At 73.9% G+C, this 22,452-nt stretch carries 20 protein-coding genes, 2 pseudogenes and 1 riboswitch; of the genes and pseudogenes, 7 read left to right on the forward strand and 15 right to left on the reverse strand.

What is annotated here, in order from left to right; genetic code table 11:
* The first annotated feature begins 3 nt into the window (after positions 1-3).
* From LDL48_RS18855 to LDL48_RS18865, 3 genes are read left to right on the forward strand one after another with little or no spacing between them, the layout of a single operon-like run.
* Positions 4-543 (forward strand): PadR family transcriptional regulator, encoded by a 540-nt coding sequence (locus LDL48_RS18855; protein ID WP_225256476.1) that lies wholly within the window; start codon positions 4-6, stop codon positions 541-543.
* Entirely contained in the window at positions 543-1,235 is a 693-nt protein-coding gene (locus tag LDL48_RS18860) for an ABC transporter ATP-binding protein (protein ID WP_225256477.1), read from the forward strand. The genes LDL48_RS18855 and LDL48_RS18860 overlap by 1 nt, the downstream gene beginning before the upstream one ends.
* A complete protein-coding gene (locus LDL48_RS18865; RefSeq protein WP_225256478.1) occupies positions 1,232-3,571 on the forward strand; it encodes an ABC transporter permease in 2,340 nt (779 codons plus the stop codon). The genes LDL48_RS18860 and LDL48_RS18865 overlap by 4 nt, the downstream gene beginning before the upstream one ends.
* Positions 3,572-3,650: 79 nt before the next feature.
* On the opposite strand, the gene LDL48_RS18870 is transcribed toward LDL48_RS18865, so the two are convergent.
* Positions 3,651-4,607 carry a dihydrodipicolinate synthase family protein gene (locus LDL48_RS18870; protein ID WP_225256479.1) on the reverse strand — a complete coding sequence of 319 codons (957 nt, stop codon included), beginning with the start codon at positions 4,605-4,607 and terminating at the stop codon, positions 3,651-3,653.
* Positions 4,608-4,677: 70 nt separating this feature from the next.
* On the opposite strand from LDL48_RS18870, the gene LDL48_RS18875 reads away from it, so the two are divergent.
* Positions 4,678-5,616 carry a LysR family transcriptional regulator gene (locus tag LDL48_RS18875; RefSeq protein ID WP_225256480.1) on the forward strand — a complete coding sequence of 313 codons (939 nt, stop codon included), beginning with the start codon at positions 4,678-4,680 and terminating at the stop codon, positions 5,614-5,616.
* Here LDL48_RS18875 and LDL48_RS18880 read toward each other — a convergent pair.
* The 10 genes and pseudogenes from LDL48_RS18880 to LDL48_RS18930 form a co-directional block, all read right to left on the reverse strand.
* Positions 5,588-8,071 carry a DEAD/DEAH box helicase gene (locus tag LDL48_RS18880; protein ID WP_225256481.1) on the reverse strand — a complete coding sequence of 828 codons (2,484 nt, stop codon included), beginning with the start codon at positions 8,069-8,071 and terminating at the stop codon, positions 5,588-5,590. The two genes, LDL48_RS18875 and LDL48_RS18880, sit on opposite strands and share 29 nt — an antisense overlap.
* A 160-nt stretch (positions 8,072-8,231) precedes the next feature.
* Positions 8,232-8,870, reverse strand: a complete 639-nt coding sequence (locus LDL48_RS18885; RefSeq protein WP_225256482.1) for a nucleotidyl transferase AbiEii/AbiGii toxin family protein — start codon at positions 8,868-8,870, stop codon at positions 8,232-8,234.
* A 98-nt stretch (positions 8,871-8,968) separates the two neighbouring features.
* A pseudogene (locus LDL48_RS18890) lies at positions 8,969-9,289 on the reverse strand (hypothetical protein); the annotation flags it as partial.
* 58 nt (positions 9,290-9,347) lie between these two features.
* Entirely contained in the window at positions 9,348-10,691 is a 1,344-nt protein-coding gene (locus LDL48_RS18895; RefSeq protein ID WP_225256483.1) for a hypothetical protein, read from the reverse strand.
* Between the two features lie 12 nt (positions 10,692-10,703).
* Complete coding sequence (locus LDL48_RS18900) at positions 10,704-10,925, reverse strand: hypothetical protein (protein ID WP_225256669.1); 222 nt, start codon at positions 10,923-10,925, stop codon at positions 10,704-10,706.
* Positions 10,910-11,555 (reverse strand): annotated as a pseudogene (locus LDL48_RS18905) (ABC transporter ATP-binding protein); the annotation flags it as partial. The gene LDL48_RS18900 and the pseudogene LDL48_RS18905, both read right to left, overlap by 16 nt.
* A gap of 193 nt (positions 11,556-11,748) precedes the next feature.
* Complete coding sequence (locus LDL48_RS18910) at positions 11,749-12,993, reverse strand: HNH endonuclease signature motif containing protein (protein ID WP_225256484.1); 1,245 nt, start codon at positions 12,991-12,993, stop codon at positions 11,749-11,751.
* 141 nt (positions 12,994-13,134) lie between these two features.
* Positions 13,135-13,542 (reverse strand): hypothetical protein, encoded by a 408-nt coding sequence (locus LDL48_RS18915; RefSeq protein WP_225256485.1) that lies wholly within the window; start codon positions 13,540-13,542, stop codon positions 13,135-13,137.
* Positions 13,539-14,384, reverse strand: coding sequence for a class I SAM-dependent methyltransferase (locus tag LDL48_RS43550; RefSeq protein ID WP_255628460.1), 846 nt, complete (start codon positions 14,382-14,384; stop codon positions 13,539-13,541). Before LDL48_RS43550 ends, LDL48_RS18915 begins: the two co-directional genes overlap by 4 nt.
* Positions 14,384-14,677 carry a hypothetical protein gene (locus tag LDL48_RS18930; RefSeq protein ID WP_225256486.1) on the reverse strand — a complete coding sequence of 98 codons (294 nt, stop codon included), beginning with the start codon at positions 14,675-14,677 and terminating at the stop codon, positions 14,384-14,386. Before LDL48_RS18930 ends, LDL48_RS43550 begins: the two co-directional genes overlap by 1 nt.
* Positions 14,678-14,734: 57 nt before the next feature.
* Between LDL48_RS18930 and LDL48_RS18935 the strand changes: the two genes are divergently transcribed.
* Complete coding sequence (locus LDL48_RS18935; RefSeq protein ID WP_225256487.1) at positions 14,735-15,379, forward strand: TetR/AcrR family transcriptional regulator; 645 nt, start codon at positions 14,735-14,737, stop codon at positions 15,377-15,379.
* Here LDL48_RS18935 and LDL48_RS18940 read toward each other — a convergent pair.
* Genes LDL48_RS18940 through mgrA form a run of 3 tightly spaced genes read right to left on the reverse strand, consistent with a single transcriptional unit; the run spans position 15,372 to position 17,754 of the window.
* Complete coding sequence (locus LDL48_RS18940; RefSeq protein WP_225256488.1) at positions 15,372-16,115, reverse strand: nucleotidyltransferase domain-containing protein; 744 nt, start codon at positions 16,113-16,115, stop codon at positions 15,372-15,374. The two genes, LDL48_RS18935 and LDL48_RS18940, sit on opposite strands and share 8 nt — an antisense overlap.
* On the reverse strand, positions 16,112-16,762 hold the full coding sequence (locus LDL48_RS18945) for a nucleotidyltransferase domain-containing protein (protein WP_225256489.1): 651 nt from the start codon (positions 16,760-16,762) through the stop codon (positions 16,112-16,114). The genes LDL48_RS18940 and LDL48_RS18945 overlap by 4 nt, the downstream gene beginning before the upstream one ends.
* A complete protein-coding gene (mgrA, locus tag LDL48_RS18950) occupies positions 16,759-17,754 on the reverse strand; it encodes an L-glyceraldehyde 3-phosphate reductase (protein WP_225256490.1) in 996 nt (331 codons plus the stop codon). Before mgrA ends, LDL48_RS18945 begins: the two co-directional genes overlap by 4 nt.
* A 52-nt stretch (positions 17,755-17,806) precedes the next feature.
* A riboswitch (glycine riboswitch) is annotated at positions 17,807-17,907 on the forward strand.
* Positions 17,908-17,980: 73 nt separating this feature from the next.
* Between mgrA and gcvP the strand changes: the two genes are divergently transcribed.
* Positions 17,981-20,788, forward strand: a complete 2,808-nt coding sequence (gene gcvP, locus LDL48_RS18955; protein WP_225256491.1) for an aminomethyl-transferring glycine dehydrogenase — start codon at positions 17,981-17,983, stop codon at positions 20,786-20,788.
* Between the two features lie 106 nt (positions 20,789-20,894).
* On the opposite strand, the gene LDL48_RS18960 is transcribed toward gcvP, so the two are convergent.
* Entirely contained in the window at positions 20,895-21,095 is a 201-nt protein-coding gene (locus tag LDL48_RS18960; RefSeq protein WP_225256658.1) for a DUF5999 family protein, read from the reverse strand.
* 118 nt (positions 21,096-21,213) lie between these two features.
* On the opposite strand from LDL48_RS18960, the gene LDL48_RS18965 reads away from it, so the two are divergent.
* A complete protein-coding gene (locus LDL48_RS18965; protein WP_372472148.1) occupies positions 21,214-22,440 on the forward strand; it encodes a chorismate-binding protein in 1,227 nt (408 codons plus the stop codon).
* Positions 22,441-22,452 lie beyond the last annotated feature (12 nt).

Consider the following 22,452-nt stretch of genomic DNA (forward strand, 5'->3'; position numbering starts at 1 on the left):
GGCATGTCAGTCGGTCATGCGTTGCTCGGTTTGCTGGAGTCCGGTCCCCGCCACGGTTACGACCTGAAGCGTTCCTATGACGAACGGTTCGGCCGGGGGCGGGAACTGCACTACGGGCAGGTGTACTCGACCCTCGCCCGGCTGCTCAAGAACGGCCTCGTCGAGGTGCGGTCCGAGCCTGGCGACGGTCCGGACCGCAAGCGGTACGCGATCACCGAGGCCGGTGTCACCGACGTGGCCGGCTGGCTCGCCCACGCCGAGAAGCCCGAGCCGTACCTGCAGAGCACGCTCTACACCAAGGTGGTCCTGGCGCTGCTGACCGGCCGGGACGCCGCCGACCTGCTGGACATCCAGCGCGCCGAGCATCTGCGGCTGATGCGCGAGCTGACCCGGCGCAAGACCGGCGGTGACCTGGCCGACCACCTCATCTGCGACCACGCCCTGTTCCACCTGGAGGCCGATCTGCGCTGGCTGGAACTCACCGCCGCGCGCCTCGACCAGCTCGCCGCCCAGGTCCGTCCCCCGTCGACCCAGGAGATCTGATGGTCAACCATCTGCAGCCACCCCTGCTCATCGCCGACGACCTGCACCTCAGCTTCGGCCCCACCAGGGCGCTGGACTCGGCGTCGCTGACCGTCTACGCCGGGGAGGTGCTGGCGCTGATGGGCCCGTCCGGCTCCGGCAAGTCCACGCTGCTGCACTGCCTCGCCGGGATCCTCACCCCGGACTCCGGCCGGGTCGGCTACGCCGGGCGCGACCTGTCCGCGATGTCCGACACCGAGCGCAGCGCGCTGCGGCGTACCGAATTCGGGTTCGTCTTCCAGTTCGGGCAGCTCGTGCCGGAACTGACCTGCCTGGAGAACGTGGCGCTGCCGTTGCGCCTGGCCGGCGTCCGGCGGCGCGAGGCGCAGCGCCGGGCCGCCGCCTGGCTGGACCGCCTGGAGGTCGCCGACGTGGCCGGCAAGCGGCCCGGGCAGGCCTCCGGCGGGCAGGGCCAACGGGTTGCCGTCGCCCGCGCCCTGGTCAGCGGACCGCGGGTGGTCTTCGCCGACGAGCCGACCGGCGCCCTGGACTCGCTCAACGGGGAACGGGTGATGCAGCTGCTCACCGGCGCGGCCCGGGACACCGGCACCGCCGTCGTCCTGGTCACCCACGAGGCGCGGGTCGCCGCGTACTCCGACCGCGAGGCCGTGGTCCGCGACGGCCGGGTCCGTGAGCAGGTGCACGCCCGATGAGCGTCACCCCGCCGCACCGCCGCGGCACCCGGTCCCGCCTGCTCGCCGAACTGGCCATGGGGGTACGCCTCAGCGTGGCCGGCGGCCGCTCCGGCTGGGCCCGGCTCGCCATGATCGCCGCCGGCGTCGGCCTGGGCGTGACCATGCTGCTGCTCGCCGCCACCGTCCCGGCCCTGGTCGCGGCGCGCGACACCCGCCTGGTGGCCCGCGCCATCGACAACCAGTCGGAGATCCCCCGCGGCGACGACACCATGCTCATCGCCGACGCCAACTCCCTCTACGGGGAACGCACCATCCACGGCCGCCTGGTCCAGCGCGAGGGCGACCGCGCACCACTGCCGCCCGGCGCGGACCGGATCCCGGCCCCCGGCGAGATGGTGGTCTCGCCCGCCCTCGCCGAACACCTCGCCACCGGCGAGGGCGCGCTGCTGGCCGAACGGTGGAACGGGCGGATCGTCGGCACGCTCGGCCCCGAGGGCGTGCTCAACCCCCAGGAGTTCGTCTTCTACCTCGGCGTGGACTCGCTCACCGACGAGACCGCGCACCGGATCCGGTCGTTCGGTTCGTCCCGCGCCGTCGACGAGGGCATCGCGGCACCGCTGCTGCTCCTCGGCCTGGTTGGGCTGGTCGCGTTGCTGCTGCCGGTCGCGGTCTTCCTGGCCACCGCGGTCCGCTTCGGCGGCGAGGCCCGGGACCGGCAACTCGCCGCGCTCCGGCTGGTCGGCGCGGACGCCGCCATGACCCGGCGGATCGCCGCCGGGGAAACCCTTGCCGGTGCGGTGCTCGGGCTGCTGACCGGCGCGCTGCTGTTCGCCGTCGTCGGACTGCTGGCGAGCCGGCTGGTGCCACCCGGGATGAGCTTCTACCGCGCCGACCTGCGGCCGGTCCCGATGCTGGCCGCGATCGTCGCGGTCGTGGTGCCGGTCGGCGCGGTGCTGGTCACCGTGTCCGCGCTGCGGCGGGTGGTGCTCGAACCACTCGGCGTGGTCCGGCACAGCACGGCCCGCCGCCGGCGCCTGTGGTGGCGGCTGATCCTGCCCGTCGTCGGCATCGGCCTGCTGTTCACCGTGCGCAGCGGCCCGGACGCCAGCGGCGGCGAAGGGTTTGCCTACGTCGCCATGGCCGGCATGGCGGCCCTGTTGATCGGGGTGGCGCTGCTGCTGCCCTGGCTGGTCGACGCGGCCGTCCGCCGGCTGGACGGCGGCGGCGTCGCCTGGCAGCTCGCCGTGCGCCGGCTGCAACTGGACAGCGGCACCGCGGTCCGCGCGGTCTCCGGCATCGCCGTCTCGGTGGCCGGTGCCATCGCGCTGCAGGGCGTCCTGTCCGCCGTGCAGGGCCAGTACTCGGCCGAGGGCGGCACCGACCCGGCCGGCAACTACCAGGCCATGGTCCTGCCCTCCGCCGGCGCGGCGGCACGGTGGACCGAGGGCCTGGCGAACGCCCCCGGCGTCCGTACCGCCGGGGTCCTGTCCCGGGTCACCGCCACGCCCACCCCGGCACCCGCGGACGGCTACACCCACGCGGTCGAGGTCGCCGACTGCACCCTGCTGCGGCTGCGCGCGACCATCGGCGACTGCGCCGACGGGGACGTCTTCATCCTGGTCCCGCAGACGGACGGCGCGGCCGGCGGCGCCGCGGTCACCCCCGGCACCACGTACACCCTCGGCGAACCCGGCAGCGGCCGCACGGTCGCCTGGACCCTGCCCGGCAACGCCCCGACCGTGCCCGGCCGCGGCACCGGCCTCGAGGCCGCCTACGGGCCGACCGTCCTGGCCACCCCCGCCGCCGTGCGCGACGCCCGGCCCACCCTGGCGGCCGACCGGGTCTACGTCGGGCTGGACACCGGCGACCCGGCCGCGATCGAGCGGCTCCGCAACGCCGCCGCGCGGATCGATCCCACCGCCATGATCCGTACGCTGCCGGACCGGACCTTCGCCTCGGTCCTGTCCACCATCCGCGAGGCAGTGCTCGTCGGAGCCGCCGCGCTGCTGCTGCTCGTCGGCGCCAGCATGCTCGTCAACGTGATCGAGCAACTGCGCGAACGGCGGCGGCTGCTGGCGATCCTGGTCGCCTTCGGCACCCGCCGCGGCACGCTGGGCGGATCGGTGCTGTACCAGATCGCCGTCCCGGTGCTGCTCGGCCTCGGCCTGGCGGTCGTCGTCGGCACCGGCCTGGGCGCGGTCCTACAGGCCGCGGCGGGCGCCCCGATCCGCCTCGACTGGCTCGGCATCGGCGCGACGTCCGGCGCGGCGGCGCTGGTGGTGCTGCTGACCACGGCGGCCAGCCTGCCGTTGCTGTGGCGGCTGACCAAGCCCGGCGGCCTGCGCAGCGAATAGCGACCGCGATCGCCCTCCACCGCCGGCGTCACCCGGCGGTGGGGCGGCGCCGGGCAGGCGACCGGCCGGCGCACGGGGGTCAGCCGGCGTTCTCGAGCGACTCGGCGTGCCGCAGCGCCGCGGTCACCGAGTCGCGGGCGGCCGGGAGCAGCGGGAGGCGTACCGCCGGGGTCGGAATGCGGCCCCGCGCGTGCAGCACCCCCTTGACCACCGTGGGGTTGGGTTCGGCGAACAGGGCCGCCGACAATCCGGCGAGCCGCCGCCCGAGCGGCCGGGCCCGGGCCGCGTCGCCGGCCCGCCACGCCGCGATCAGTTCGGCGAAAGCGGCCGTGGCGACGTGGGCGGACGCCAGGATGCCGCCGTGCGCGCCGAGTGCCAGCAGCGGCGCGACGACGGCATCGTCGCCGCCCAGCACCGCGAAACCGCCCGGTCCCGCTGTGTCGTCCGGCGCTGTGCCGCCCGGCGCTGTGCCGTCCGGCGCTGTGTCGCCGCCCGGCGCTGTGTGTCCGGCAGGCGGGTCGGCCAGCAGGGCGACGGCGGTGGGGTCGACGGCGCCGGTCGCGTACTTGACGCCGGCCACTCCCGGCACGCCGGCCAGCCGTCGTAGGGCCGCCTCCGGCAGGGACTGCCCGGTCCGGTACGGCACGTGGTAGACCACGATCGGCACCCCGGTGCCGGCAAGTTCGGTGAGGTGCGCGACGACGCCGTCCGCGCCGGGCCGGACGAACGGCGGGACCAGGCTCAGCGCCGCGGTCACCTCGGGTCGGGTCCGCAGGGCGCGGACCGCCGCGACGGTGTCGGCGCCGACCAGCAGGCCGGCCGACCGGGACCGGCACACGCCGGCCAGCACGTCCACCACGGTGTCCCGCTCCGGGCCGGTCAGCGACCCCGGTTCCGCCGTGGTGCCGAGCGCGACCAGGCCCGTGGCACCGGCGTCCAGGACGTCGTGCGCGAGCGCGGTCAGCACGTCGGCGGCCACCGCCCCCGCGGCGTCGAACGGCGTGATCATCGGTACGTACAGCCCGGTCAGCGTCATGGGATCAGCCTGCGGTAGCCGTACCTTAAGATCCAGTTCGTCTTTCTGGCGCATTGCGTAAGCTGCGCTGATGCTCGACGTGCGCCGCCTGCGCCTGCTGCGCGACCTGTCCCGGCTCGGCACCATCGCCGCGGTCGCCCAGGCGCACACCTACACCGCGTCCGCGGTGTCGCAACAACTGTCCGCGCTGGAACGGGAGGCCGGCCGGCCGCTGCTGGAACGCGCCGGCCGTGGCGTCACGCTCACCCCGGCCGGCCGGACGCTCGCCGGCCACGCCGACAACGTCCTGGCCGCGCTGGAAGAGGCGACCGCCGCGCTCGCCGCCACCGCCGCCGGGCTGTCCGGTCCGGTGCGCATCGGGGCGTACCCGACCGCGGTCCGCACCCTGCTGCCGGCCGCGCTCGTGGCGCTGGGCCGGGACCACCCCGCGCTGGAACTGCTGGTCAGCGAGATGGACCCGGTCGCCGTGCCGGCCGCGCTGCACGAGCGGCGGCTCGACGTCGGCCTGCTGCACGACTACGACGTGGTGCCGGTGCGGCCCGACCCGGCACTGGACGGCGTGCCGCTGCTGGACGAGACGGTGTACCTGGCCGTACCCGCGGACCTGCCCGCGTCCGGGGTCGGCGACCTGCCGGACGTGCCCTGGATCGTCGGCAGCCCGGGCACCCTGTGCCACACGGTGGCGGTGCAGGTGTGCCGGACCGCCGGGTTCGGGCCACGGGTACGCCACCACGCCGACGACTTCGCCACCGTGCTGGCCCTGGTCGGGGCCGGTCAGGGGGTGGCGCTGGTGCCGGAACTCGCGGCGGACCGGCCGCCCGCCGGGGTACGCCTGGTGCCGCTGCCGACCCGGCGGCGGACCCGGATCGCCTACCGGCGCGGCGCCGCCGGGCATCCGGCGGTCGCCGCGTTCGTCACGGCGCTCCGCGACGCCGCCGCCGGCCGTGGTCGACCGGGTGGCCCGGCGCCGGCGCGGGGCGTCAGTGCGGGCCGACGTCGAGGACGGTGATCGCGGCGGCGCCGGCCTCGTCGGAGGCGGCCAGGTCCACGGTGGCCTCGATGCCCCAGTCGTGGTCCTCGTTCGGATCGTCGAACACCTGACGGACCGTCCACGTCGCCGGGCCGGCGTCGATGTGCAGCAGCGCCGGACCGCGGGCCTCCGGGCCGGTGCCGATCTCGTCGTACTCGTCGTAGTAGCGCTGCAGCGCGTCGGCCCAGCGGTCCGTGGTCCAGCCGGCCTCCGCGTCCAGCTCGCCGAGCAGGTCGGCGCGGCGCAGCGCGGCGAGTTCCACCCGCCGGAACAGCGCGTTGCGGACCAGCACCCGGAACGCGCGGACGTTGCGGGTGACCGCGGGCGGCTGGTCGTCGAGCCGCACCTCGGCCGGGTCGGCGGACGGGTCACGCAGCCGCTCCCACTCGTCCAGCAGGCTGGAGTCGACCTGGCGGACCAGCTCGCCGAGCCACTCGATGAGGTCGCCGAGTTCCTCGGTGCGGGCGTCCTCGGGCACGGTCTGGCGCAGCGCGCGGTAGGCGTCCGCCAGGTACCGCAGCACCAGGCCCTCGGAGCGGGACAGGCCGTAGAACGACACGTACTCGGTGAACGTCATGGCCCGCTCGTACATGTCGCGGACCACGGACTTCGGCTTCAGCTCGTAGTCGGCGACCCACGGATGCCCGCGCCGGTACGTCTCGTAGGCGGCCTCCAGCAACTCCAGCAAGGGACGGGGGTGGGTGACGTCCTCGAGCAGTTCCATCCGCTGGTCGTACTCGATGCCCTCGGCCTTCATGGCGTTGACCGCCTCGCCACGGGCCTTCTGCCGCTGGGCGGACAGCACCTGGCGCGGGTCCTCCAGGGTGGACTCGATGATCGAGACCACGTCCAGCGGGTAGTCCGGCGACTCCGGGTCGAGCAGTTCCAGGCTGGCCAGCGCGAACGGCGACAACGCCTGGTTGAGCGCGAAGTCCAGCTGCAGGTCCTCGACCAGCCGGTACCGGTCGCCGTGCTTCTCGATCACGCCGCCGGCGATCAGCGCCTTGGCGATGGCGACCGCGCGGCGCACGTGCCGGCGCTGCGCGGCCGGTTCCTCATGGTTGTCGGTGAGCAGATGCCGCATCGCCTGGAACGGGTCGCCGCCACGGGCGATGACGTTCAGCAGCATCGCGTGCGACACCTGGAACGACGAGGTCAGGGGTTCCGGGTCCGCGCCGACCAGACGGTCGAACGTGGGCTGGCCCCAGCCGATGGTGCCCTCCGGCGGCTTCTTGCGGACCACCTTGCGCCGCTTCTTCGGGTCGTCGCCGGCCTTGCTGAGCGCGCGTTCGTTGTCGATGACGTGCTCGGGGGCCTGCACGATGACGGTGCCGATGGTGTCGTACCCGGCGCGTCCGGCGCGGCCCGCGATCTGGTGGAACTCGCGGGCCTTGAGCAGCCGGGTCTTCACGCCGTCGTACTTGCTCAGGCCGGTGAACAGCACGGTGCGGATCGGCACGTTGATGCCGACGCCGAGCGTGTCCGTACCGCAGATCACCTTCAGCAGGCCGGCCTGCGCCAGCGTCTCGACCAGGCGGCGGTACTTCGGCAGCATGCCGGCGTGGTGCACGCCGATGCCGTGGCGCACCAGCCGCGACAGGGTGCGCCCGAACCCGGCGGTGAACCGGAAGTTGCCGATGGCCGCCGCGATGGAATCCTTCTCGGCGCGGGTGCACATGTTGATGCTCATCAGCGACTGCGCGCGTTCCAGCGCCGCCGCCTGGGTGAAGTGCACGATGTACACCGGCGCCTGACGGGTGGTGAGCAGCTCCTCGATGGTCTCGTGCAGCGGCGTCATGGCGTACGAGAACAACAGCGGGACCGGCCGTTCCGCGGTCGCGATCACCGCGGTCTCCCGGCCGGTGCGCCGGGTCAGGTCGTCGACGAAGCGCGTGGTGTCGCCGAGCGTCGCGGACATCAGCAGGAACTGGGCCTGCGGCAGCTCGATCAGCGGCACCTGCCACGCCCAGCCCCGGTCCGGCTCGGCGTAGAAGTGGAACTCGTCCATCACGACCTGGCCGACGTCGGCGTCGGCGCCCTCGCGCAACGCCAGGTTGGCCAGCACCTCCGCGGTGCAGCAGATGATCGGCGCGTCCGCGTTGACGCTGGCGTCGCCGGTGAGCATGCCGACGTGCCGGGCGCCGAAGACCGCGCAGAGCGCGAAGAACTTCTCGCTGACCAGGGCCTTGATCGGCGCGGTGTAGAAGGTGGTCCGCTTGTCCGCGAGCGCGACGAAGTGCGCGCCGGTGGCGACCAGGCTCTTGCCGGAGCCGGTGGGGGTGTTGAGGATGACGTTCGACCCGGTGGCGACCTCGATCAGCGCCTCCTCCTGATGCGGGTAGAGCGTCAGACCCTGCTCGGACACCCAGCCGGAGAAGGCATCGAAGACGGCGTCGGGTTCGGCGGTGCCGGGCAGGCGGTCGATGAGCGTCATGATGGCACCGACTCTATCCACAGCACGACGGCCGGGTGCGAGCGCTCGCACCCGGCCGGTCGCGGGACCCTGCGGAGTGCACACCAGGATGGGTACGCCGGGTTGCCGGCCGGGTGCGCGGACGGTTGCGGGCCGGTTGCGGCCGGCCGGGCGCGCCGGGTCAGCGCGGCCAGGACCGTAGGCGGTCGCGGAGGCGGGTGATCGCGGCGGCGTCCAGGCCGTAGACCGCGAAGCGGGTGTCGTCGAGCCGGTCCAGGTACTGCCCGGCCTCGGCGATGTCCGCGTCGTCCAGACCCGGGTCGGCGGCGCGGGCCAGCTCGAGCACCCGGTCCACCGGGTACCGGTCGAGCGCCGCGGCGACGTCGATGTAGTCGCGGACCTCGCGCCGGCCGACCAGCGCGGCGACCTTGGTGGCGACCAGGTCGTCGAGGTGCATCACCGGCCCCAGGTCCATCACGACCGGGGCGCGGTGGCGGTCCAGCCGGCACAGCGTGAGCCGGAGCGCCCGGGCGCCGTCGGCGACGAGGAACTCCCGCAGGCTGTCCTCCATGCCGGCGAACAGCTCGTCGGCGGCCTCGCGCGCCACGGTGTACCCGGCGGTGGTGAGGGCGGCGCACACCTCGCCGGCCGCGGCGATCACCCCGTCGTCGGTGTCGGTGAACAGGTCGACGTCCTCGGTGGGCCGCTCCACGAGGCCGTTGACCAGCCAGGCGACGCCGCCGCCGAGGACGAAGCCGTGCTTGTCCGCCACGCCGAGCGCGATGCGGGCGACGTCGGTGTAGAACGGGTCGACGCTCACGCAGGCGGGCTGGTCCTGAGCCGGGCCTTGCCGAGGGGTGCCGTGCCGAGGGGTGCCATGCCGAGGGGTGCCGTGCTGTGGGGTGCCGTGCTGTGGGGTGCCGTGCGCAGGGCTCGGTGCCGGGCCTCCCAGGCGTTGCGGACGCCTCGGGGGAGGTTGAGTTCCGGCCAGACCCGCACCAGCGTCGGCCCGTGCAGGTAGCGGCGGAGTTCGTCGGCGTGCACGGCTTCGCGCAGCACGTTCTCGTACATCCACAGCAGCGAGTCGTGCTGGTCCAGGTCGAACACCCGGTTCGGATTCCACCACAGCCGCAGCGGCAGCTCCACCGGACCGTGCACCGGCCCGGCCAGCTCGCTCAGCGTCCCGGCGACCAGCACCGGCCGGTGGGGCCGGGCGAGGTGCACGACTGGGGTGGTCATGCGTACAGGGTAGACCGCGCGGTCGCCCCTCACCTAACTCCTAGAATCCTAGGACGCTTTAGGCGGTGTGTCCGGCGTCGGTGTCGGCCGCCGACCGGTCGCCAGGGTGCGGCGCCGGACGGGTGCTCTTGACGGTGAGCCGGGTCGCTTCGTACACCAGGAAGATCCCGAGCAGGCTCAGCACGACAGCTCCGGGCCAGCGCCACGGATCGGGCAGGTGGAGCGGCAGGAACCAGAGCGTGAGATCCGAGCCGGCCAGCAGGAACACCATCGGAACGAGGCCCTGCGGGAACAGGCAGAGCGGGCCGAGGATCCAGCACGCGCCGGCGGCCAGGCTCTCCCGTCCGGTCAGCTTGCTCGCGGGTACGCCGGCCTCGGGGTCGCCGGCCTCGGGGTTGCCGGTCCCGTCGCCGGCGGCGGTCGTCCCGGGCCGCCCGGTGCGCATCAGGAACAACATCTCGGGGCCGCGGGCCCGGAGCCGGTTGATCGCCACCCGCCCCAGCCACCAGGCCAGCAACACACCCGTGAGCAGCCCGATCGGAACGCCGGACCACACCAGGACCGGGTTTCCCAGCACGGTGCCGACGATGACGGGCACGACGGCCGGCACCGGCAGCAGCAGGCAGATCCAGAACAGCACCTGCGACTGCCAGGAGGTCTCCCCGTGCTCCAGCGGGTTGTCGGGCCGTTTGTGCGCGTCGGGGCCGGGTGCCAGCGCGACGACCGAGGTGACGACGGCCAGGCCGACGCCGCCGCCGAGCAGGGCCGGAACCAGCGTGAGTACCCACGGCCAGGCGCAGGCGTGGCCGCTCCGCAGGGTGAGGCCGACCGTGGCGGCGACCGTGGGAACCCCAAAGACCAGCAGGTGCGCCCACTGGCGTCCACGCACGTCCGGGTTCTCGGTGCCGGTCTGCAGGGTCAGCCACAGCGCGGTGCCGTCGTCGGCGTAGAGGTTGCAGGCCACCGTGGCCGCCATCAGGGCCATACCGGCACCGGCCAAGGGCAGCGCCTCGGTCCGCCCGAGGGTCAGGGGCAGCAGCGCGGTTCCCAGCGCCCAGCCGTACACGATCGCGAGCATCGAGGTGCGGCCGGGTCGCGCCACCAGGTGCGGAGCCGCGAGCAGCAGGCCGGTGAACGCCGAACCGGCGCGCCGGCGGGCGATCAGTCCGAGCACGCTGTACGACGCGCGCGACAGCAGCACCACCAGCACCAGGTTCAGGCCGGCCGCCGGCACCGCCACCAGGGCCGGCAGCGCACCCAGACGGATGCCGTAGACGACGAGGCTGAGGAACGCCAACGCCGTGACGGCCGAGGTGACGGCGACGAAGGCGGCACCGAGCAACCCGAGTGCCAGCCGTCGTCGGGGCAGCGGCAGCAGCGCGAAATGGTCGGCCCGCAGCACCGACGAGGCACCTCAGACCGGGCCGGCCACCCATCCGAGCATCCACATCAGGTACGCCGTGGCGAGCAGGTCGGGGACCACACCCGGCCCGGACGGATCGAGCAGGCTGAGCCAGATGGTGGCGACGGCGACGAGCAGGCCGAGTGTGCCGCCGGTGACCATCAGGGCGGCGCGACCGCCGGTCATGGAGTTGCCGATGATCGCCCACTTCATCGGGATCAGGACGCCAACCACGACAGCCCTTCAGCGACGCGAGCGTCGGCGCCGGCCAGCCGGACGAACGTCTTCCAGGGAACCCTCGCCGCGGACCTCGTCGAGCGGCCCCTCGGCCACCACCCGGCCCTGGACCATGATGGCCACCGTGTCGCACACCCGCTCGACCAACGCCATGACGTGGCTGGACAGCACCACCGAGCCGCCGCCGGTGACGAAGCGGGCCAGAATCGTCTTGAGGGCCACCGCCGACACCGGGTCGACCGCCTGGGCTCGTCGAGCACCAGCAGCCGGGGTGCGTGCAGGAGCGCGGTCGCCAGCCCGATCTTCTTGCGCATGCCGGTGGAGTAGTCGACCACCAGTGTCCGTTCGGGCAGGGCGAGGCTGTCCGGGAGTACACCGATGAGGGCCTTGGCCCGGACGGGATCGGCCCAGATGTCGGCGCCGAACACCGTCGAGGTACCGGCGTCGGGCCGCAGCAGCCCGGCCGCCATCGACAGCGTCGTGGTCTTGCCCGCGCCGTTCGGCCCGACCCAGCCCGAAGAACGATCCCGCCGGGACGGTGAGGTCGGTGAGGTCGGGGAGGTCGACGTGGTCGACCGCGGTGTTGCCGCCGAAGGTCTTGGCGAGTCCGGTGAGGTGGAGCGCGGGCCGGCCGTCGCCCGCCCCCGGCCGACGGTCACCGGCGGCCCTGCGGAACGGTGGGGGCGTCGTCTTCCCTCGGCTGACGCGGGGGATCGGTGAGCCTTCGAACATAGACCAAACGGATACCGCGGTCCCACTTACCGCTCGGCTCGTAGAATCCTAGGATGCTCTAGGCGGTGTGTTCGGGCGCGCGTGACCGTCACGTGCGCCGGTGGAAGATGTTGCGGCGGGGGTGTCGCCGGGGGTCGAGGCGGGCGGGTGGCCGAAACTCGGGCTGCCGGTCGTCGGCGAGGTGGACGGCCCAGTCGCCGCGGTGGATCTCGCGGTGATGGTGGCGGCACAGCAGCACCAGGTTGTCGAGGGCAGTGGGTCCGCCGTCCGACCAGGGACGGATGTGGTGGGCGTCGCACCAGCGCGGCGGGCGGTCACAACCGGGGAAGGCGCAACCGCGGTCGCGTACGGCCAGCGCGCGGCGGAGCGGGCCGGTGGCCAGGCGGCGGGCCCGTCCGGCGTCCAGGATCTGACCGGGGCCGCCGAGCACGACGGGCAGGACCTGCGCGTCGCAGGCCAGGCGCCGGACGGTCGCCGGGGTGACGCGCTCGCCCGTGTCCAGCAGACCGCGCCCTAGCGCGGCGGTCAGCGGATCGAGTTCGACCGTGACGGCCAGTTGGGGCGGCTCGCCGCCGTTGTCGGGCAGCTCGCCGGTGCGCAGGGCGAGGCGGCAGACGTCGGTGAGCGCGTCGGCGCGGCGCTGGGCGGGTGTGCGGGTGTCGTCGTGGTGCGGTACGCAGAGCGGGTCGAGGGCGGCGTGCACGATCGCCGCGTCCTCCACGCCGAGCCGGCCGGTGATCCGGACGGTGCCGTTCCACGGTGCCGAGAGGGTGAGGCCGCGGCCGCGGTGGGCGCGGTCGTCCTGCCGTTCCAGGGCGAGCCGGTCGGCCTCCTCGGCCACCTCGGGCGCGATGTGCTCGAGGATGCGGTGACCGGCCTTGCCGAGCGGAGCCGGTTCGAGGTGGCGGGCGTGGTCGATCAGGATCGCCTCGGCTCGGTCGGTGGTGTCGGCGGGGGTGTCGGCCGGCAGGGCGCGGAGGGCGGCGGCGATGACCTCGGAGTGCCGGGCGTCGATGGCTCCGGTGCTCAGTGCGTGGTCGAGATGCGGGCGATGGTCCAGGGTGGTGGCGTGGTCGACCAGGTCACGGGCGGTGCGGGGATCGAGGCGGAGCTGGGTGCGCAGCCAGGTGGCGGTGGTGCGGAAACCGTCCTCGCGGTGCAGCTCCCGTAGGTCGGCCTGCCGGATCACGTGCAGCGTGACGGCGGCGGCGATCTGTTGCAGGCGGTGGGCGGCGTGCAGGGTGTCGGCGATCTCGGCGTCGGTCAGTGACCAGAGCGGCGCGAGGGCGTGCTTGCCCAGCTCCCCGGCGAGTCGTTCGAGTTCTCCCTGCACGCCACCCAGTATCGAACACCTGTACGACACTTTCCACGCCAAGGTCAGCAGACGCACAGGCGCACAGGCGCACAGGCGCACAGGCGCACAGGCCCTCCGGGCCGAGCGGCCAGCCGCTCACGGCATGCTGGGTCCGGGCGGCTAGCCGGTCAGGCAGTCCGCGCCCGCGATGCCGTTGGCGAGTTCGTCGCCGGACGGCCCGAGTATCCGGACGGAATTGACGTCGCCGGTGTACGCGACCCGGGCCGCGGCGTCGCAGAGCCGGGTGGCGGCGGCGGGATCGGCGTCGACGGCCGTGACGACGATCGTGGTGCACTGGCCCTCGGCGGTGACCGACCGGACGGCGGCCTGCCCGAGGTGCCGGCGGACCTGGTCGGCGACGTCGCCGCAGCCCTCGGGGGCAGGGGACGCGACGTCGCCGGTGGACGATGCGGCGGGCGGCGGGACCTCCGGCGCGGCCGCCGGGCGGTCGGCGCAGCCGCCGGCCGTCAGGACCGCCACCATGGCCAGAGCGGCGGGGGCCGCCGGGCGGGTGACCGGCGGTGTCACGCCGGACGCTCCGCGCTGACGAGCCAGATCCCGGTGGGCAGGCGGAATCCGGTTCCGGGCGTGCGGTACCGGTCCAGGAGCCGGGCGGCTTCGGCGCGGGCGGCGTCGCGTTGTGGCGGGGGAGCGGTCCGGTAGGCCGCCCCGGCCGGGCCGAGCGTGATCAGCCAGTCGGCGACCGCGTCGGGATCGTCGGGTACGTCCATCGTGGCGTCGTGTGATTCGACGGTGATGGCGGTGAAGCCGGCCGCGGCGAGGATCCGGGTGACGCGGGCGGGGTCGGCGAACGCGAACGGGCCGGGTTCGGCGCCGAGTGGCAGCGGCGGCAGGGGTCCGAGGTGCGGGGCGGCGCCGAGCAGGGTGGCGTGCAGCCAGGGGCTGGCGGCGGCGTCGCGGAAGACGGTGGCGGCGAGGCGTCCGCCGGGCCGGAGCGCGCGGCGGATCGCGGTGCAGCCGGCGGTGGGGTCGGCGAGCAGCATCAGGGCCATGCGGGAGTACGCCGCGTCGAACGGTGGGCCGGGCGGCGCCGCGGTCTCCAGGTCCGCGTGGCGGAATTCGGCCTCGGGGAACCGGGTCCGCGCGGCGTCCACCATGGCGGCGGCGAGGTCCAGGCCGACCGCGGTGCCGCCGGGGCGGACGGCGGCGGCGAGGTCGGCGGTGGTGCCGCCGCAGCCGCAGCCGATGTCGAGGATGCGTTCGCCGGGGCGGGGCCGGAGCCGGTCCAGGGCGGCGGCGCCCATCGGGTGGGCCCACTGGTCGTGCCGGTCGGCGTTGGCGATCCAGCCGGGGGCGGCCCGGGCCCAGAAGGCGGCGTTGCGGTCGCGCAGGGTGGCGATGGCGGCCATCAGAAGGGCATCTCGTTGCCGTCGACCGTGACGGCGCGGAAGCCGGCGGCCTTGGCGGGGTCGAATCCGTCGGTCTGGGCGGCGAGGCCGGCGGCGCGGATCAGGCGTTCGGACTGGAACCGCCGGAACGCGTCCTCGTCCTGCCAGATGTTGATGATGCGCCAGCCGCCGTCGACCGGGCCGGCGACGTGGGCCAGCAGGCCGGGCGGCCGGTCCGGGCCGAGGTGCTGCTCGACCAGCCGGTATTCCTCCGGGCTGACGCCCGGCATCTCCTGCAGCACTCCGAACGGCATGGCGTCCCCAATTTCGTTGTAGTGAACCTCTATCGAATAGAGCACTACACTGCGGGCGTGGTTGTCAAGCGGCGGTACGACTCGGCCCGGCGACAGGAACAGGCCCGCCAGACCCGCCGGGCGATCCTGGCGGCCGCCGGCCGGCTGTTCGTGGAGCCGGGGTACGCGGCCACGCCGTTGACCGCGGTGGCGGCCGAGGCCGGCGTGGCGGTGCAGACCGTCTACGCCGCGTTCGGCAGCAAGCCGCAGTTGCTGTCCGCGCTGGTCGACGTGACGGTGGCCGGTGACGACGCGCCGGTGGCGGTGCCGGACCGGCCGTTCGTCGCGGAGATCCGGGCGCTGGCGGATCCGCGGGCCAAGCTCGCCCGGTTCGCCCGGCACCTGACCACCACCCACGCGCGTCAGGCGGACGTGATGGTGGCGCTGGCCGGGGCCGCGACGGCGGACCCGGACGCGGCGGAGATCTGGGAGAAGAACCGGGCCGAGCGCCGCCAGGGCATGGCGGTCTTCGCGGCCGAGCTGGTGGCGACCGGGGCGGTGCGCGCCGGTCACGACGTGGACCGCGTGGCCGACGTGCTGTGGCTGGCCATGGACGTGCGCAACTACGACTGGCTGGTGCGGGAGCGGGGCTGGCCGGTGGAGCGGTTCGAGCGCTGGTACGTCGACACGGTGGCCGGCGCCGTGCTGAACCCGGTCAGCTGAGGCGGACCCGGACCACCAGGTCGTGCAGCGCCGTCAGGGCGTCCGGGTCGGGCCGGTCCGGCAGCGCCGAGGCGTCGCGGGCCGCCTCCAGCTCGGCGCGCAGGCGCGGCACGTCACGGTCCAGGGCGGCCCGCGCGGCGGCCGGGAACGGTCCGTGTTCGGCGGCCCGCTTGGCCGCGATCAGATCCGGTACGTACGCCGGCGGGTCGAGCCGGTTCAGGTCCGCGACCACCTCGCCGGTGCGCATCAGGTGCCGGCCGGTCAGCAGCACCCGCAGCGTGTACAGGGCGGGCTTGAGTTCGCCGGTGCGGGCGAACAGCCGTTCCTGGGTGGCCGCGAAGCCCAGGTAGTGGTGGGCGTGGTGGCGGGTGACCAGCCCGGGCGCCAGGCCGGCCAGTTCGGCGTGCACCGGGGAGGTGGCGAGCACCAGCGGCGACAACAGCTGTTCCAGGACGTAGCCGTTGCGGGTGGCCAGCAGGCGGGCGAACTTGTGCAGGTCGTGGCTGACCACGTCGAGTTCGACGCGGTCGCGCACGCCACCGGCCTGCACCGTCTCCGGGCCGGTGCGCAGGCCGACCACCTCGGCGGCGGGCAGCACGTGCGCGGCGCGCACGTCGAGGTCGGAGTCGACGGAGGCGAAGCCGTACAGGTGGGCGCCGCTGACGGTGGCGAAGATCAGGGGGTACGGCACGTCGGTGGCCACCTCCGCGGCCCAGGCGGGCACGTCCACGGTCATCGCAGGCCCCTTTCGCGTACGCCGGTCAGCAGCGTGTCGATCCTCTCGCGGTCGGGCCGCGCCGGCAGCCGGGTTTCCGAGGTTGCCGTGGCCAGGTCGGCGAGCAGGGTCTGCGCCCAGGTGCGCCAGGGCGCGGTGCCGTGGCGGACGGCGAGCAGCCGGTCGCGCAGCGGCGACAGGTCGACCAGGATCTCGCCGGTGCGCAGCACGTGGGCACCGGCCAGCAGCAGCCGGATCATGTGCATGGCCTGCTTGTGGTTGGTCTCGCCGGTGCGCGCCTGCCGGGCCTCGACCCGGGCGAGCTGGTCGCGGGCGTAGTTGCCGTAGGTGTCGGCGACCCGGGTGGACAGGAACGCGGACCGGGCCGCGAGCAGCCGGCGGCCCTCGTCGGTGACCCGCTCGATCAGCGGTGACCAGAGCACCTCCAGCACGGTCGGGTTGGCCTGCAGCGCCAGCGTGCAGAACCGTTCGATCTCCCAGGAGAACTCCTCGTCGCGCGGTCCGTCGCGGTGCGTCGGCGGCTTGTCGAGGTGCCAGAACGCGCGGGTCGGTGCCGCGAAGACACCGCGCCGGTCGTGGTCGGAGTCCGGGCCGGCGAGGCCGTACGCCCGGGAGCCGACCACGACCGACAGGATGACGTCGTTCACAGGTCCAGCACGGTCCCGTCGATGGCGTCGAGCTCCTCGCGGGTCAGCGGCGGGCCGTCCAGCGCGGCCACGTTGGTCTCGAGCTGCCCGACGCTGCTGGCGCCGATGATCAGGCTGGTCATCCGGGGGTCGCGCAGCGCCCAGGCGAGGGCCATCTGGGCCAGCGACTGGCCGCGGCCCTTGGCGATGTCGTTGAGCGCGTGGATCCGGCCCATGGTCTGGTTGTCGAGGTCGCTCTCGTTGAGGAAGACGCTGGTGCGTACGCGCGAGTCGTCCGGGATGCCGCCCAGGTAGCGGTCGGTGAGCAGGCCCTGTTGCAGCGGGCTGAACGCGATGCAGCCGGCGCCGACGCGTTCCAGCGTGTCGAGCAGGTGGTCCTTCTCGATCCAGCGGTTGAGGATCGAGTACGACGGCTGGTGGATGAGCAGCGGGGTGCCGAGTTCCTGCAGGATGGCGGCGGCCTGGGCGGTCTGCTCGGCGTCGTAGTTGCTGATTCCGACGTACTGGGCCTTGCCGGCCCGGACCACCGCGTCCAGCGCGGTCATGGTCTCTTCCAGCGGGGTGTCCGGGTCGGGCCGGTGGTGGTAGAAGATGTCGACGTAGTCCAGGCCGAGCCGGGCCAGCGACTGGTCCAGCGAGGAGACCAGGTACTTGCGCGAACCCCACTCACCGTACGGGCCGGGCCACATGTGGTAGCCGGCCTTGGTGGAGATGACGAGTTCGTCGCGGTGGTGGCGCAGGTCGTCGGCGAGCAGGAGGCCGAAGTTGCGTTCCGCGCTGCCCGGCGGCGGTCCGTAGTTGTTGGCCAGGTCGAAGTGGGTGACGCCGAGGTCGAACGCGCGGCGCACGATGGCGCGCTGGGTCTCCAGCGGCCGGCCCTCGCCGAAGTTGTGCCACAGGCCGAGCGAGACGGCGGGCAGCCGTAGGCCGCTGCGGCCGGCCCGCCGGTAGGTCATGGTGTCGTAGCGGTCGCCCGCGGGAGAGTAGGTCACACGCCACACCTTAGGGACACGCGGCCGTAACGGGTGCGCTGGTAGGTTGGTCGCCAGCCGCGTGGGAGAGCCCGCCGGGCCGGAGACGGCCGGCGGCGCCGAAGGGGCAATTCCTCCCCGGAACCTCTCAGGCAAACGGACCACGCGGGCGAGGCGACTCTGGAGTGCCCTTTCCGGGTACGACAGAGGGGGAGGTCCGTCCGCTGACCTTCCGCCAGGAGTGCCCATGACGACTTTTCCCTCCCGCCACATCGGTCCGGACGCCGACGAGCAGGCCCAGATGCTCAAGGCGATCGGGTACGCCTCGGTGGACGAGCTGATGGACGCCGCGATCCCCGAGGTGATCCGCTGGCACGGCACGCTGGACCTGCCGGCCGCGGCGACCGAGGAGGAGACGATCGCGGAGCTGCGCGCGATCGCCTCGGGCAACCAGCTCAGCACGTCGATGCTGGGGCTGGGCTACTACGGCACGTTCACGCCGGCGGTGATCCGCCGCAACGTGCTGGAGAACCCGGCCTGGTACACGGCGTACACGCCGTACCAGCCGGAGATCAGTCAGGGCCGGCTGGAGGCGTTGCTGAACTTCCAGACCATGGTGACCGATCTGACCGGCCTGACCACGGCGAACGCGTCGATGCTGGACGAGGGCACGGCGGTGGCGGAGGCGATGACGCTGGCCCGGCGGGCGTCGAAGGTGAAGTCGCCGGTGTACGTGGTGGACGCGGACACGCTGCCGCAGACGCTCGCCATTCTGCGCACCCGGGCCGAGCCGCTCGGCATCGAGCTGCGGCTGGTCGACCTGGACGCCGGCGACCCGCTGCCGGACGCGTACTTCGGCCTGCACCTGCAGTATCCGGGTGCGTCCGGCGCGGTGCGTGACCACGCCGCGCTGGTGTCCGCGGCGCACGCGGCCGGTGCGCTGGTGACGGTGGCCGCGGACCTGCTGGCGCTGACGTTGCTGCGGGCGCCGGGGGAGATCGGTGCGGACATCGCCGCGGGTACCACGCAGCGCTTCGGCGTACCGCTGGGATTCGGTGGCCCGCACGCCGGTTACCTGGCGGTGCGCGCCGGGCTGGAGCGGTCGCTGCCGGGCCGTCTGGTCGGGGTGTCCCGCGACGCCGACGGCGCGCCCGCGTACCGGCTGGCGCTGCAGACCCGCGAGCAGCACATCCGGCGGGAGAAGGCGACCAGCAACATCTGCACGGCGCAGGTGCTGCTGGCCGTGATGGCGAGCATGTACGCGGTGTACCACGGGCCGGACGGGCTGCGCGACATCGCCCGGCGTACCCATGATCGGGCTCTGTCGGTGGCCGGCGGTCTCGCCGCGGCCGGCGTCGAGGTCGCCCACGCCGCGTTCTTCGACACCGTGACCGCGGTCGTGCCGGGCCGCGCCGCGTCGGTGGTCGCGGCGGCCGCCGAGCGCGGCGTCGACCTGCGGCTGGTGGACGACGACCGGGTGTCGGTGGCCTGCGACGAGACGACCACCGAGGCGCACGTGGCGACGGTGCTGGCGGCGTTCGGCGCGGCGGCGGCGGGTGCGTTCGCGTCGGGGCTGGACGCGCTGGCCCGGCGGAGCACCTACCTGACCCATCCGGTGTTCCGGGCCCACCGGTCGGAGACGGCGATGCTGCGCTACCTGCGCCGGCTGTCCGACCGGGACTACGCGCTGGACCGGGGCATGATCCCGCTGGGTTCGTGCACGATGAAGCTGAACGCGACCACCGAGATGGAGCCGGTGAGCTGGCCGGAGTTCGCGAACATCCACCCGTACGCGCCGGCGTCGCGGACCGCGGGCTACGAGGCCCTCGTGGCGCAGTTGGAGGGCTGGCTGGCGGAGATCACCGGGTACGACGCGGTGAGCGTGCAGCCGAACGCCGGTTCGCAGGGCGAGCTGGCCGGGCTGCTGGCGATCCGCGGCTACCACCGGTCCCGCGGCGAGGCGCACCGTGACGTGTGCCTGATCCCGTCCAGTGCGCACGGCACGAACGCGGCCAGCGCGGTGATGGCAGGCATGCGGGTCGTGGTGGTGGCGTGCGACGACGCCGGCAACGTGGACCTGCCGGACCTGTCCGCGAAGATCACCGCGCACGCGGACCGGCTGGCCGCGATCATGGTGACGTACCCGTCGACGCACGGCGTGTACGAGAGGGGGATCGCCGAGCTGTGCGCGCAGGTGCACGACGCGGGCGGCCAGGTGTACGTGGACGGCGCGAACCTGAACGCGCTGGTCGGGTACGCGAAGCCGGGCCGGTTCGGCGCGGACGTGTCGCACCTGAACCTGCACAAGACGTTCTGCATCCCGCACGGCGGCGGTGGTCCCGGGGTGGGCCCGGTGGCGGTGCGGGCGCACCTGGCCGAGTTCCTGCCCGGCGATCCGCTGGAGCCGGGCGAGCACCACGCGGTGTCCGCGGCGGCGCACGGTTCCGCCGGGATCCTGCCGATCTCGTGGGCGTACCTGCGGATGATGGGCCCGGACGGCCTGGCCGCGGCGACCGGCACGGCGGTGCTGGCGGCCAACTACGTGGCGGCCCGGCTGGCCGGCCACTACCCGGTGCTGTACGCCGGGAACCGGGGCCTGGTGGCGCACGAGTGCATCCTGGACCTGCGGCCGATCACGAAGGCGACCGGGGTCTCGGTGGACGACGTGGCGAAGCGTCTGATCGACTACGGCTTCCACGCGCCGACGATGTCGTTCCCGGTGGCCGGCACGCTGATGGTGGAGCCGACCGAGAGCGAGGATCTGGCGGAACTGGACCGGTTCTGCGACGCGATGATCGCGATCCGCGAGGAGATCGCGGCGGTCGGGGAGGGCCGGTGGCCCCGGGACGACAATCCGCTGGTGCACGCTCCGCACACGGCGGCGGCGGTGACGGCGGACGAGTGGGACCACGCGTATCCGCGGTCGGTGGCGGGGTTCCCGGCGGGGGTGGACCGGACGGCGAAGTACTGGCCGCCGGTGCGGCGGATCGACGGTGCGTACGGCGACCGGAATCTGGTCTGCTCGTGCCCGTCGCCGGAGGCGTTCGAGGAGTGAGCCGCCGATGTGGGCCGCGGTCGGCGCTGGTCGCGGCCCCGTCAGGTGGTGCGGTGGGCTCCGGTGTCTCCGCCGTCACTGTCAGTGACGGCGGGGCGGGTGCGGATCAGGCCGCGAGGGCGTGCACGGCCGGGCCGCGGTGCGGCTCGATCATGGTGCCGTCGGGCAGGATCTCACCGGTGTCATCGAAGACGATGACGCCGTTGCAGAGCAGGCTCCAGCCCTGCTCGCGGAAGGTCGCGACGATCCGCGCGGCCTCCCGGTCGACGGCGTCGGCGGTCGGACAGGGGGTCTTGTGCTGGCACAACATGGGGTTTCTCCGGTCGGGCTGTGTGATGCTTCACAACGGTGACGAAGGTTACCTCAGTTCGAACGACTTCGGTCGAAGCGGGTGACGGCGTCAGTTGTCAGAGTCCTCGCTTCCGATGGTCCACGGTAGGACCGCCGTCGACCACTTTCCGACACCTCCTCACCGTCCGAATCCGGGCGCTCCGGCCTCCTGCCAGGGCCGTCACCGTGCGTTATGCGATTTCGCGTGGTTCCGGGGTGACTCCGGCGACCCCGCTGAGCTTGTTACCGAGTTCCTGTCGGCGAACGGACTGCCGGTGCGAGACCTCCGCCGAACGGGCAGGCAGGTCCGCCCGTTCGGCCCGGGCGGGATCTGCGGCGCGGCACTCTATGTGTCGCCGGACGCCGGATCCGTGATGGCCGGCGGGCCGGTCGGCGCGCCCACGCCGGTGCCGCGGATTCCGGACGTGTACGCGGTGGTGTTCGCGCACGACGACGCCGGTGGTCCCGGCGCTGGTGTTCCAGTGGAGCGCTCCGGTGGAACACCACTGTCGGTCGGCCCGTGGCGCGACTCCTGGACGCCCGCCGCGCACGCCGCCGCCGTGGACCGCGCCCGCGACGCCATCGCCCGCGGTGACGTGTACCAGGTGAACGTGGTGGGCCACGCGTCCGCGCCGTACACCGGTGATCCCGGGCCGGCGCTGGGCCGGGTGGCCGCGCTGGCCGGTGCCCGCTACGGCGGCGTGCTCGCCGGTCCCGGCTGGGCGATGGCCACAGCGTCGCCGGAGACGCTGGTCGAGGTCCGCGGCGGCCGGGTGATCACCCGGCCGATCAAGGGCACCCGGCCGGCCACCGCGGCGGGCCGGCGGGAGCTGCTGGCGTCGGCCAAGGAACGCGCCGAACACGTGATGATCGTCGACCTGGAACGCAACGACCTGGCCCGGCTGCCCGGGATCGGGCCGGTCCGGGTGGACGAACTGTTCGCGGTCCGGCACTGGAGCGGGCTGTGGCAGGCCGAGTCGGTGGTGTCCGCGCCGCTGACCGGCCCGCTGGACCTGGCGTCGCTGCTGCGCGCGGTGTGCCCGGGCGGGTCGGTGACCGGGGCGCCGAAACTGGCCGCGCTCGCCGAGATCGCCCGGCTCGAACCGGTCGGGCGCGGGGTGAGTATGGGCGCTCTGGGCTGGGTCGGCACCGACCGCGTCGACCTGGGGCTGACCATCCGGACCGTGGCGGCCGACGGCGAACGGCTGCACCTGTGGGCGGGCGGCGGCATCACCTGGGACAGCGACCCGGCCGCCGAGGTGGCGGAGGCGGCCGCGAAAGCTGCGCCGCTTCGCGCCGCATTGGCTCGTGGGTCGGGCTAGATACGATTGCGG

Origin of the sequence: Jidongwangia harbinensis (genome assembly GCF_020216025.1) — a bacterium.
GTDB lineage: Bacteria > Actinomycetota > Actinomycetes > Mycobacteriales > Micromonosporaceae > Actinoplanes > Actinoplanes harbinensis.